Below are 12334 nucleotides of genomic sequence, written 5' to 3' on the forward strand. Positions count from 1 at the left end.
CGCCGCGCCCAGAGCCGCGGTGGCTTTAACCGCCGCCTCCGGGCCGGTCGGTCGGGCGAGCCTGCGGTGTTGAGGTCGGCCGCGGCGCGGGACTTGGCTGTGCGGCGGGACTCGCCTGAGGTGCCGGAGAGGCCGCCGGCGCCGGCTGGGACGTCGGCTGGGCCGTCGGTTGCGCCGCGGGACTGGCCTGTGGCACGGGGGCCGCGGCGGTCGGTTGTGCTGCCGGCGTCGCTTGGCCGGTTGCTCCGCCGGGCCTGGCGTTGGTGTTGCCACCGGTACCGGTCCGCGTCGACGAGCCGTTCCTAGTCGCCCGTCCGCTGTCCGCCGCGCGCCTCACGTCGCCGCGACGACCCGCTGCCGGAGTCACAACACCCGGCCGCTCGGGTTTGTCGACGACCGCAGGCGCCCGCCCATCTTCAGTGTCTTCAGCACTTTCGCGAGGCAGCGCGAACATGCTCCCGATGTCGCCCTGTGCCCTCTCGGGCGTGACCGCGACGCTGCCGCCGAGGACCAACAGCAGGAGAAGGGCGCTCGCTCCGGCCAACGCGTAGCTGCTCGGGCGCAGATAGACGGGCTTGCGCTGACGTTCGGACTCGAGGTCGCGCCGGTGGCGCAGAGCTCCCGAGCGGATCCTTGTGCGGGAGGCCGCGAACGCCGCCGCGGGAGCGCTCCAGAAGACGAGCGCGCTCCAGCCGGCGAGGACGGCGAGGAACGCGCCTTCGCCTCCGCCGACGGACGTCGCTGCCAAGGCGCCCGCGGCCGTCAGCAGCACGGCGAAGGGGGTCTCGGCGCGCGTCGCCTTCAGCGTTTGAACGAGGCTCTGGTTCTCTTTGAATTTGGGCGTGCGCAGGAAAGCACCTTGCATCTGGATGAGTCCCTTGAAGCAAGCCAGCGTGACCGCCCACGTCATCGACAGAAAGATCAGGAAGACTCCGAACGCGTCGCCAGCAGTTGCATTGAGACGCAGGCGCAACGCCCACACCGCGCGGATGACGCCGGTGACGAGGAGCAGGGCGGGGACGGCGACGAAGAAGCCGGTCAGAGGGCGCAGTGTCGCGTCGAAGCCGAGGAACCTCGCCGCGATGCCGGCGACCAGCAGGACCCCGAATACGGCGGTCAAAGGCGCTCCGAACCACTGCAGTCCGCCGGCGAGGTAGTCGTACCGCTGCGCCCTCGTTAGCTCGAGCTCGGTGCCGTCGTCATCGACACCGCGGCCGGTCATCAGCAGGCGCCAGTGCTTGCGCAGGAGTTGGATGCCGCCGAAGCACCAGCGGAAGCGCTGGCTCTTTAGCGCTGCGAACGTGAGCGGCATCACGCCGTACCCGAAGATGCGCTCGACGAAGGTCGCGGTGTAGCCGCGCGCGAGGATCCGCAGCGAAAGCTCGGCGTCTTCGGTCACGCACCACTCGCCCCAGCCGCCCGCCTCCAGCAGCGCGCTGCGCCGGATCAACCCCATGGTGCCTGCGAAGATGATCGCGTTGCGCTCGTTGCGGCTCGGAAGTCCGATGGCGTCGAAGGTGCGGTACGTGAGGCCGAGACGATGAAAGAAGCCGGTGTCGATCTCGGAACGGAAGCCCTGCGCCGTCTGCACGATCGCGGTCTTCGGGTCGGCGAAGTAGCCGGAGGTCTGCTGCAGCCAGTCGCGATCGACGATGAAGTCGGCGTCGACGATCGCGATGATCTCGGTGCGCGGGTCGAGGATCTCGAGGCCGTAGTTCAGCGCGCCGGACTTGTAGCCGGGCCAGTTCTCGAGGTGCACGAACTTCAACCCCTCCTCGCGGCAGAAGGTGTCTACGGGTTGCCACAGCTCCGGATCGGTCGTGTTGTTGTCGAGCACGATCACCTCGTGCGCCGGGTAGTCAAGCTCCTTGAGCGACTTCAGCGTCTCGATCACGAGCTCGGGCGGTTCGTTGTGGGTGGCGACGTGGACCGATATGAACGGTGTGTACCCCGGAACGTGGCGACCGGTCGTGCGTCGCCGCCAGCGCACGCGGCTGGTCGCGTCGAGGGTCTCGTGGGTTCCCATCACCAGCAACACGAGGGCGAACGCCTGCAGCGCGACGAACCCGAGGTCGCCCACGCGCAGGATGAAGGCCCGTCCGGGGATGAAGGCGAGGCCGCCTCCAAGCGCCAGGAACGGCAGCGACGTGAGCGCGAGGGTTCCAAGGAAGGCTTGGCCGGCAGGGTTCCAGTCTGGGCGGATCAGGGCCGTCACGACGCAGCTGGCGACGATGAGGCCAATCCCGACCCACAGGTTCATGTCGGGAAGCTGCCAGACGTACTCGCCGAGGACGTAGGCGGGTATCGCTACGATGATCGAGTAAAGAAGAGCCGAGTCGAGGCGCGCGATCCTCCAGCGGCCCCCTAAGGCCAACAGGCCGAGGAACGCCGCGGCCAACGAAACGCACGCGAGTGCGAGCAGACTAGTGATCACTAAAACCCTCTAAAAGGCGCCTAAACCGGACCCTTGGAGCATCGGCAGTGTCATTGCTGCCTTTAACGGCCGTGGCAGGGCTTTTGTGCCGCGGTCCCCGACTATGTTCCGGACGCCATGGCGGCGGGCGGTTGTGTCATACGACGTATGAAAGGCGACCTAGGGATGAGAAGAGACAGGATCGGCTACTTCATGGTCGGTGTTGGGACCGGCGCGTTGCTGGATGGCGTCGTTCTCCACCAGCTCCTGCAGTGGCACCACCTGTTGTCCCTGAAGACGCCGGTGACCACCGTCGGAGGGCTCGAGAGAAACACGCTGGCGGATGGCATCTTCCACATCACGTTCCTGGTTGTCCTGCTCGTCGGGATCGCGCTACTGGTCGGAGCTCCGATCGAGCCCCGCCCGCTGGTCGCGCTCGGACTCGTCGGCTGGGGCGTGTTCCACGTCATCGACCAGCTCGTCTTCCATCTCGCGTTGCAGGCCCACCACATCCGTGAGGGCGTGGAGAACCCGGAGCTCTACGACTGGACCTTCTTCGGCATCGGGTTGGCCTTCATCGCCGCTGGGAGCTTCATGTACCGGGGGCGCGCCTAAACGGGACCTACCCGCTCGACCCGCCCTGGCGGAGGCTCCGGAAAGACGTCGGGGTGCAGGATCCACGCGAGCGTCTCGAGCCCGTCAATCAACCGCGGCCCGGGCCGCGAGAAGTAGGAGGATGAATCAACCGCGAACACGGCGCCGTCGTGGGCCGCAGGGGTCGCGGCGAACTCCTCCCGCGCGTAGAGGTCGCGCGCCTGCACTACGGCTTCCGGTAAGCGGTAGCCGCAGGGCATGAAGACGATCAGCTCCGGCGCAGCGGCCTCGACCGCGTGCCACGACAGGCCCGTCGACGGCTCTCCCTGCACGCCGACCAGGTCGCGGCCGCCGGCGAGCTCGATCATCTCGGGGATCCAGTGACCGCCGGTGAATGGAGGATCGGCCCACTCCAAGGCGAGCGTTGGGATCTGCGACAGGCCCCGCGCTTTGGCGCGAACCGTCTGCACCCGTTCCCGCAGTCGCGCCGCGAGCTCTTTTGCTCGTCCGCTCGTGCCGGTCGCGTCGCCCACTTCTTCGATACCGGCGATCACGTCATCCAGGCCGTGTGGGTCGAGTGAGATAACGGTTGCATCGCAGCCGATTACGTCGAGCGCTTCGGTGACGTGACCCGACGGGACGGCACAGACCCTGCACAGGTCTTGCGCCAGGATCAGGTCGGGCTGGAGCTCCTGGATGAGCGCTCGGTCGAGGCGGTAGATCGGCTCGTTCGCTTCCACCGATTCCTTCACCAGCCGGTCGATCTCGTTCGGCGTCGTGTCGTCGTCGAGCGGCAGCGAGCTGAAGGACGCCTGCGGCTTCTCCGCGGCGTCGGGCGGGTAGTCGCAGTCGGACGTCACCGCCGCCAGAGAGCCTTCTAGTCCGAGCGCGTACACGATCTCGGTCGCCGACGGCAGGAGAGAGACGATCCTCACCCGCGTAGTCTCGCAGCTACATCGTGCCGAGATTTTCGGCGCCCGACCCCCGGGGCGGGTCTGATTTAGCCGTTTTGGTTATTGACGCTGTCGGATTTGACCCCAGACTTGTCAACAGGGCGTTTCGTGGCCGGGCGCACGAGTGCAGGGGAGCCGTGGAAGATCTCCTACAGGCCGTCAGGTACTTGGCCGCTGCGGTGTATTCCGCGGTGGCTCTGGCCGCGTTCCGCAGTTGGCGCCGCGAGCGCGGCATGTCTGGCGCCTGGGTGGCAGCAGCGTTTGCCACTCTCGCCTTCATCGTCCTCCAGAACCTGGTCATCCCCGACGAGGCGACGGGGCTACTGGCAGCGCTGATCTCGAAGCTGACGGTCCTGGGGGTCGTCTTCTTCCCCTACGCCCTCTATCGCTTCACCACCTCGTTGAAGCCGGCTTCTCCCGCGGTAGACCGTGTCGCGAGCGGAGTCGCGCTTGCGGTGGCGCTGTGGACGCTGTTCTCCGAGGGTTTCCCCGACGAAGACGAAGGCCGCACGACGCTGATGACCCTCTACCTGGTCGCGGTCGTGCTCGAGTTCGGTGGGTTGTTAGTCACGGTTGCCGTTCGTCTGTGGCGGGCGGGTCGCGGCCAGCCGACGTTGGCCAGGCGCAGGATGAGGCTGCTGAGCGTCGCGTCGATCGGGATCACGCTTGCCCTTGTAGTGGCTGCGGCTCAGCCCGACGACACCGACGTGACGTCCGACCTGATCGTCCAGCTCATGGCGCTGATCGCCGTGACCTTGTTCTTCATCGGGTTCACACCTCCGGCGTTGCTCCGGATGGCGTGGCGCCGCCCGGAGCAAGAGGCGCTGGCGACCGCGACCGAGCAACTGGTGTCCGCGACAACGCCCGAGGAAGTCACGGCCAACCTGTTGCCACATGTCACGAGCATCCTCGGAGCCCGCGGCGCGGTCCTCCTCGATCGGGATGGAGCCGTCGTCGGCGCGGTGGGCGAGACCGATGGAGGTCCGGTCCTGGCCGAACCTGAGGCGCTGCGACCCGACGTGTTGCGGCTCGACTTCGACTTCGGCACCGTGGTGATCTGGGCCAGCCCATACACCCCGTTCTTCGGTTACGAGGAGGTGGAGCTCCTTCGGTCGCTCGGGGTCCTTACCGGTCTGGCTCTGGATCGCAGCAGCCTGTACGCGAGCGAACGAGAAGCCCGCGCCGCCGCGGAGCGGGCGAGCCGCGAGCTGCAGGAGGCGAACGCGGGACTGGAGGAGAGCCGCGCCCGGCTCGCGGAGGCGCAGAGCATCGCCCACATCGGAAGCTTCACCTGGGACACCCGGACCGACATCGTCTCGTGGTCCGATGAGATGTACGAGATCTACGGTCTGCCGCGCGGATCCAGGATCACCTACACCTCCTACTTCGACTACGTCCACGAAGACGATCGGGAGTTCGTTCAGTCGGTGGTGGAGAGCGCGGTTCAGGAACGGCGGCCCTACTCGTTCGATCACCGCATCCTGCGGCCCGACGGCACCCAGCGGATCATCCACGCACGAGGTCGCGTCGACGTCGACGCCACGGGCGAGGTGATCGGAGTGGTGGGAACGGCACAGGACGTCACCGCTGCGCGCGAGGCCGAGAGGCGCATCGCGACCGCTCTTGCGAGCGAGAGGGAAGCGCGGCGCTCTCTCGAAGAGCTGAACGAAGACATGGAGTCTTTCGTCTATACGGTCTCGCACGACCTGAACAGCCCGATCATCGCGATCCAGGGATTCTCCGAGTTCTTGAGCAGAGACTTCGGCGAGGCGCTGGGGGAGAAGGGTCGCTTCTACATCGAGCGCATCCAGGTGAGCTCGTCGTACCTCCAGTCGCTGATCAAAGACCTGCTGGCCTTCTCGCGGATCGGCAGGGTTCAGACCGAGCCCGAAGACGTGGCTCTGGAAGAGGTCGTGGATCAGGTCGCGGATGAGGTACGCGCAGCGGTGCCCCAGTTGAAGGTTCACCTCCACCCACTGCCCGTCGTTCGTTTGAATCCCCTGCGAGCACGTCAGCTTTTCACCAACCTCATCCAGAACTCGTGCCGCTACGCCGGTCGTTCCGACGTCGAGGTAACCGTCGCGGCCGAACGCGTCAGAGGCGACAAGGTGTCGATCTCGGTCCGCGACAACGGCCCCGGCGTCCCGGAGGAGCACCGCAAGAAGGTGTTCGGGGTATTCGAGCGGCTCCAGGAATCGGGCCCGAGCGAGGGGACAGGCATCGGCTTGCCGATCTGCAAGAGGATCGTCGAGACCGCGGGCGGCACGATGTGGATCGCGGATTCTGAGGAAGGTCTCGACATCCGATTCACCCTCCCACTGGCCTCGCCGGCCGTTGGAGCCGACGTCGGGGTGGCTTCATGACCGAGAACACCAGGTTGCCCATGCGAGATGGGAGAAGGCAGATCAACGTTCTCGTGGTCGAGGATGATGCCGACCTCAGGTTCCTGATCGAGCACCGTCTCGAGGAGATGGACATCCACCTGCGGATCGCCGCAACCGGTGAAGAAGCGCTTCGCTCCCTCGACGGAACGGATCTGGTTCTTCTGGACTATCGCCTGCCGGACATGTCGGGCCTCGAGATATTGCGTGCGATCCGGGCCGCGGGCGGCCCGTCGGTCGTGATGGTGACCGGGATGGGCTCGGAGTCCGTCGTGGTCGAAGCGATGCGCGGTGGCGCCATCGACTACGTCGTCAAGGATGCTGCGTACCTGCGCTCTCTCCCGGAGATCATCGAGCGCGGATGGCGCCAGCACGATCTTGCCCGCCGCGCCGGTCGGCTTCAGAGGCTGGCGCTGGTCGTGGCAGAAGCCGAGGAGCGCGAGACCATGCTGTCGGAGATCGTGTACGGCGCGCGGGAACTGCTCCGCGCGGACTCGTGCGCGCTGGCGGTACCGGAGGAGGATGGCGCGGTCGCGATCGCTGCCGCGACGGATGAGTCCGACATGGCAACGGACCTGACCGCGCGTATGGGTCAGGTGCTCACGTCGAGGGAGGTCGAGCAGCTCGACGGATACCTGCTCGTCCCTCTGTCGAAACGCGACGACGAGGCTGTGGGGGTCCTGATCGTGAGGTCGGAAGGCGACACCACCTACCGTCCGGAGGAGGTGGAGCTTGCGGAGACCTTCGCTGCTTTTGGCGCGGTTGCTCTACGGAAGCTCCGACGCCAGGAGCTCGAGCAAGCGCTGATCGACGAGCTGCAACAGACGCTCCAGTTGCGAAGAGGCTTCATCAACTCCGTGTCGCACGAGCTGCGCACGCCGCTGGCCTGCATCTCGGGCTTCAGCACGACGCTGTTGAGCTACTGGGGGAGGTTGGACGAAGACACCGTGCTGTCTTCGCTGGAGAAGATCAGTCATCACGCAGCGGATCTGCGGAAATTGGTCGACGCTCTGCTCGATTTCGGGGCTGTCGAACACGGTCGCTTCCGGTCGGAGCTCGAGGTCATCGATCTGCAGGCAAACGTGGAGGGTGTGGTCGAGGACCTTCAGCCGTTGCTGGTGGAGCGACAGGTCAAGATCGAGGTTCCTCCCCTCCAGGTGACGGCGGACCCGGGCCTCTTGAAGAGGGTATTCATCAACCTGATCTCGAATGCGGTCAAGGCATCGGAAGCGGGCTCCTCCATCACCATTCGGGGCACTGCTGTGGACGATGTCGCTCAGGTAGAGGTGATCGACGAGGGCACCGGGCTGACGGCCGACGAGGCGAACCACGTCTTTGACCCGTTCTGGCGCTCGCGGCGGTCGGTCAAGGCGGCGAACCGCGGTGCCGGCATCGGGCTCACGCTCGTGAGAGAGTACGTCCGTTCCATGGGCGGCCGCGTCGACGTGCACTCCACGCCCGGAGAGGGGTCGAGCTTCTACTTCACTCTGCCTCTGCGAACCTGAGGGAACGACTGCTGGATCGGCGAGCTCGTTTTGTCCGGTTTGGCGGGACGAGTCGGAAATCATGTGCTTAGGCCATTGAGCGAGCTTCCGGAAAGGCCGATTGTGTAGTGATGCGGAGCGTGATCAGAAGTGACCTACGATGGATCTCGATGTCGAACGCCGCCGCGTGGCGACGGCGCGTGCCGTCCTCTGGAGCTGGTGGGCCGCGGGCGGGGCGACGTTGAATCTCACGCCGCCGTGCCGCATCGTGATCGCAGACGACACACCGGACATCAGGATGCTCCTGAGATGGTCGCTGGAGCCGGACGATCGCTTCGAGATCGTTGGTGAGGCCACCAATGGGGCCGAGGCGGTCCAGTTGATCGGATCTCTCGACGTAGACGCGATCCTGCTCGATCTCGCGATGCCGGTGATGGACGGCCTGCAGGCCATCCCACAGATCAAGCTAGCGTCGCCGTCGACTCGGATCATCGTCTTGTCCGGCTTCGACCAGGAGTCGATGGCGGGCGAGGCGCTGTCGCGAGGGGCCGACGTCTATCTCGAGAAGGGTGTGGCGGTTGCGGAGATAGCCGACGTCCTCACCGACCTGTGCCGCAGGGGCGCTGCCTGACCGGAAGTCACGACCGCGCTTCGGCGTCTCCCGAGCTCGGGGAGGGCTGGTACCTCATGAGCGTGGCCGATCTGGAGATCGAGCTACGGCGCCGGCGAGATCCTGACGGTGATCACCGGCCCAGCAACGCGGTTGCGCTGACCACGGAAGAGGCGCTCGCGATCCGCAACGCCGGCAACATCCCGGATGAGTTGGGCCGCTCGCTGCGGCTCGTGCTGTTCGTCGATGGCGAGGAACTGAGTCTGAAGCGCCTCGCGTTCGAGCCCGACTTCCATCAGGCTCCGGCCTGGAGGCGCGAGGGCAGCAAGCCGGTGAACGTGGTGCCTCTTCAGGTCAGCACTGTCGAGAAGGCGCCGCGACCTGGCATCGCCTGGTGGGAGCAGCCCGACGTGCAGGAGTTAGAGGCGTCCTGGCGCGAGACGGGCGCGGTGCAGGGGCTCGTCGTTCCCGCGGCCTATCGCAGCTTCGTGTTCAAGACCGTTGCCTCGCTCCGGAGTGCGGGGGCCGAGATAACCGTTGAGGCGATCCTCGATTCGGTGGCTCGATGGCTCGCGCCACATCAGGTGGCGGAGCTACGCGCGGCGCTCCGGGAGGCGAACCCATAAGAGAAAGCCCCGGGGAAGACCCGGGGCTTTCCGAGGACCGCCGCCGTTAGATGTTGTTCTGATCGACCTCTCCGCGCCAGGCACCGGTCTCTTGGCCGCGGCTCTCGATGAAGGTCTTGAACCTCTCGAGGTCGCCCTTGACGCGGGCTTTGACGAGACCCAGAGCGTCGGCCGCCTTCTCGCCGAAACCCTCCGGGTCGTACTCCATCTGCAGCATGATCTTCGTGGTGTCGTCGGAGATCCTGTGGAAGGTCACGACTCCGGCGTTAGTGGCGCCATCAACGTTCCTCCACGCGATCCGCTCGTCGGGGATCTGCTCGGTGATCTTGGCGTCCCACTCACGATGCTGCCCCATGATCTCCGCCACCCAGTGCAGGTTCACGTCGTCTAGCTGGTTGACCTTCTCGACGCCCTCCATGAAGTGGGGGAAGTCCTCGAACTGCGTCCACTGGTTGTAAGCAGTGCGCACCGGGACGTTGACTTCGATCGACTGCTCGATGCTGGACATCTGATGCACCTCCACGCCTCGGGGTCCCTTCTCTGGGTATGTACCCGCCGAGGCCGGAGCCACACGCCCGAACTGCCGGGAGGTGTGCGCCGGTGTGGCCGGGGGTATCTACGAGGCCCCCGATCCCACCAGAAGAGAAGCGAGATCATGCCGAGACTCCGCAGAGCAGACTGTTCCGCTACTGGGCTCACCCGCCGCCGCCGAGGTAAGGGCTTCGAATACGTCGACGCCACGGGTGCTCGGGTGCATGACGTCGCCACCCTCCAGCGGATCAAGGATTTGGGGATACCGCCGGCTTGGACGGACGTGTGGATCTGCCCGTATCCGAACGGCCATCTCCAGGCGGTGGGAACGGACGCTGCGGGCCGGAAGCAGTACCTGTATCACGAGGCCTGGCGGACGCGGCGCGATCAAGAGAAGTTCGACAAGATGATCGAGTTCGCGAACGCGCTTCGGAAGATCCGCCACGTCACGGATCAACACCTGGATCAACAGGGCCTGCCGCGCGAGCGCGTGCTGGCGTGCGCCGTTCGGCTGTTGGACCGGGGGTTCTTCCGGATCGGGGGCGAGTCCTACGCAGAGGCCAACGACACCTACGGGCTGGCGACCATGCGCAAAGAGCACGTCAGGTTCGAGGGCGGCGAGGTTGTCTTCGAGTACATCGCGAAGAGCGGGAAGGAACGTCTGCAATCGATCGTCGATCCCGCCGTTTACGAGGTCGTGAAGGCGCTGAAGCGGCGGCGAGGTGGCGGGGACGAGCTTCTCGCGTACCGGGTGGGTTCTCGCTGGGTGGACGTGAAGTCGATGGACATCAACGTCTATCTCAAGGAGATCTCTGGGGGGAACTACTCCGCCAAGGACTTCCGGACGTGGCACGCGACCGTGCTGGCTGCTCGTGCGCTCGCGGTGTCATCGGGCGCATTGACCTCACCTACGGCGCGAAAGCGGGCGATCTCGCGCGCCATCCAGGAGGTCTCGCACTACCTCGGCAACACCCCCGCCGTTTGCCGCAAGTCCTACGTCGACCCTCGTGTCATCGATCGTTACGTGTCCGGCTGGACGATCGGACCCGTCATCGAGCAGATGGCCCAGGATGGCGTGGCCGAGCCAGCCTTGCTGGAGGCGTTCGAGACTGCCGTGTTGGAGCTCATCGAAGACCCGCGGGAGAGCGATCTGGTCGAGAAGGTTGTGAAGCAGGCCAGTTAGCTTCAGCGGGTGTCCGAGAAGACCCGCTCTCCCGTTGCCGAGGCCTCGCTCGTCGCTATCTCTGCCATATGGGGCCTCACCTTCGTGATGGTCCAGGACGCCGTTCGGCTGATCCCGGTCACCACCTTCCTGGCTTACCGGTTCGTTCCCGCGGCCGCCATCGTTGCGGTCGTCGTGTGGCCGTCGCTGCGGCGGTTGGGACCTGCGGGGCTGAAGGCGGGGGTCGTCATGGGGGTGTTCCTGACCGGCGGCTACTTCTTCCAGACCCTCGGGCTCGAGCGAACGAGTGCGGCGAACGCGGGTTTCATCACCGGGTTGTTCGTCGTGCTTACGCCTCTGTTCGGGGCGCTGCTCCTGCGGCAGCGGGCGGGGGCACCGGCGTGGGTCGCCGCGGGGCTCTCGGCGCTCGGGTTGTACCTGCTGTCGGGAGCGGGCGCAGACGGCAGTCATCTTGTGGGCGATGGTCTCGTGTTCCTGTGCGCGTGCTCCTTCTCGTTACACATCCTCGTCACGGATCGCGCGCTCGAGAGGCATCACCTCGGAGCGTTGCTGGCGGTGCAGCTCGGGGTCACCGGCGCGTTCAGCCTCGTCCTCGCGGTCGCGCAAGGCGATCTCGTTGTCCCGCGTTCAGCGACCGTGTGGTCGGCTTTGGTGGTGACGTCGCTGTTCGCGAGCGCGCTCGGCTTCTTCGTTCAGGCGTACGCGCAGCGACATGCCTCTCCCGCCCGCACCGCGCTGATACTGACGAGCGAGCCGGTGTTCGCGGGTGTGTTCGCGTACCTGCTTCAGGACCAGAGGTTGAGCGGCTGGGCGTGGGTAGGAGCCGCCTTGATCATGTTCGCGATCGTCACGGTGGAGATGGTTCCGCGCCTCCGGGTGGAGCAGCCGCTTCCGGAGAGGTAGCTCGTCGCAACGCTTCCTCTGCGCCCTCCAGCACTGGGGCACATCCGACAACGGCAGGACGCGGTGGGAACTCGCCGAAGCCGAACCGTGTGGGTGGGTCTAGAGGTGCAAGGGGGCCGAGATCGCGCCCATCGAGGGTGGCGGAAGCGTGAGTGATCCGGCGGTAGGAGTCGATGCAGTACCACTCGCGCACGCCGCTGGGACTGCGCCCGTACAACCGCACTCCCGCGCCTCCACCAAGGAGCCTTCCCGCAAGCGGGCGCATCACGAGGTCCTCGAAGCGAACCCACAGGGGAGAGCGGCGCAGGAAGCCCGGCCGGAGCGCGAACGCCTTCAGCGGCTTCGCGATCGCGGCCTCTAGTCGCAGCGGACCTGCCGTCACCTCCAGGTGATGTTCGCCCAACCGAGCGGTTATCTCGACCGCGTGGTGCTCGTCGAACTCGTAGACGCCGCCGACGAAGGACGTGACCTCCGGTCGGGAGCCGAGCAGGACCTTCGTTCCGTCCGGCCGCGCCCACATGACATCGGCCATCGCCCCGAGCGGGCCGTCCTCCCACAGCCCGGTCACGAAGCGGTCGCCGGAGGCGAACCCGACGCCGATGATGTGGCCCTCCAGCCGGACCCGGCTCTTTCGCTTGTCGAACATACGTTCTATA

General features: G+C 66.1%; 11 protein-coding genes. 7 read left to right on the forward strand and 4 right to left on the reverse strand.

Annotation, left to right across the window (positions count from 1 at the left end):
- Nucleotides 1-25 precede the first annotated feature (25 nt).
- A complete protein-coding gene (locus M3N53_14885; GenBank protein MDP9069607.1) occupies nt 26-2434 on the reverse strand; it encodes a glycosyltransferase in 2409 nt (802 codons plus the stop codon).
- Nucleotides 2435-2599: 165 nt separating this feature from the next.
- Between M3N53_14885 and M3N53_14890 the strand changes: the two genes are divergently transcribed.
- On the forward strand, nt 2600-3028 hold the full coding sequence (locus M3N53_14890) for a DUF2243 domain-containing protein (protein ID MDP9069608.1): 429 nt from the start codon (nt 2600-2602) through the stop codon (nt 3026-3028).
- Here M3N53_14890 and M3N53_14895 read toward each other — a convergent pair.
- Complete coding sequence (locus tag M3N53_14895; GenBank protein MDP9069609.1) at nt 3025-3942, reverse strand: cobalamin-binding protein; 918 nt, start codon at nt 3940-3942, stop codon at nt 3025-3027. The two genes, M3N53_14890 and M3N53_14895, sit on opposite strands and share 4 nt — an antisense overlap.
- 155 nt (nt 3943-4097) lie before the next feature.
- Here M3N53_14895 and M3N53_14900 point away from each other — a divergent pair, with 155 nt between their 5' ends.
- From M3N53_14900 to M3N53_14915, 4 genes are all read left to right on the forward strand, one after another.
- Nucleotides 4098-6323, forward strand: coding sequence for an ATP-binding protein (locus M3N53_14900; GenBank protein MDP9069610.1), 2226 nt, complete (start codon nt 4098-4100; stop codon nt 6321-6323).
- Complete coding sequence (locus tag M3N53_14905) at nt 6320-7846, forward strand: ATP-binding protein (protein ID MDP9069611.1); 1527 nt, start codon at nt 6320-6322, stop codon at nt 7844-7846. Before M3N53_14900 ends, M3N53_14905 begins: the two co-directional genes overlap by 4 nt.
- A gap of 139 nt (nt 7847-7985) precedes the next feature.
- Nucleotides 7986-8456 (forward strand): response regulator transcription factor, encoded by a 471-nt coding sequence (locus tag M3N53_14910; protein ID MDP9069612.1) that lies wholly within the window; start codon nt 7986-7988, stop codon nt 8454-8456.
- Nucleotides 8457-8512: 56 nt separating this feature from the next.
- Nucleotides 8513-9061, forward strand: coding sequence for a hypothetical protein (locus tag M3N53_14915; protein MDP9069613.1), 549 nt, complete (start codon nt 8513-8515; stop codon nt 9059-9061).
- A 46-nt stretch (nt 9062-9107) separates the two neighbouring features.
- On the opposite strand, the gene M3N53_14920 is transcribed toward M3N53_14915, so the two are convergent.
- Entirely contained in the window at nt 9108-9569 is a 462-nt protein-coding gene (locus tag M3N53_14920; GenBank protein MDP9069614.1) for an SRPBCC family protein, read from the reverse strand.
- A gap of 147 nt (nt 9570-9716) precedes the next feature.
- Between M3N53_14920 and M3N53_14925 the strand changes: the two genes are divergently transcribed.
- Together M3N53_14925 and M3N53_14930 are read left to right on the forward strand one after the other, a co-directional pair.
- Nucleotides 9717-10775: a DNA topoisomerase IB gene (locus M3N53_14925; protein MDP9069615.1), complete on the forward strand. Its 1059-nt coding sequence runs from the start codon at nt 9717-9719 to the stop codon at nt 10773-10775.
- A 9-nt stretch (nt 10776-10784) separates the two neighbouring features.
- Nucleotides 10785-11678, forward strand: coding sequence for a DMT family transporter (locus tag M3N53_14930; protein MDP9069616.1), 894 nt, complete (start codon nt 10785-10787; stop codon nt 11676-11678).
- Here the strand turns inward: M3N53_14930 and M3N53_14935 are convergent.
- A complete protein-coding gene (locus M3N53_14935) occupies nt 11623-12324 on the reverse strand; it encodes a hypothetical protein (protein ID MDP9069617.1) in 702 nt (233 codons plus the stop codon). The genes M3N53_14930 and M3N53_14935 overlap by 56 nt on opposite strands.
- Nucleotides 12325-12334: the final 10 nt, after the last annotated feature.

The organism is Actinomycetota bacterium (assembly GCA_030776625.1).
Classification (GTDB): Bacteria; Actinomycetota; CADDZG01; order CADDZG01; family WHSQ01; genus MB1-2.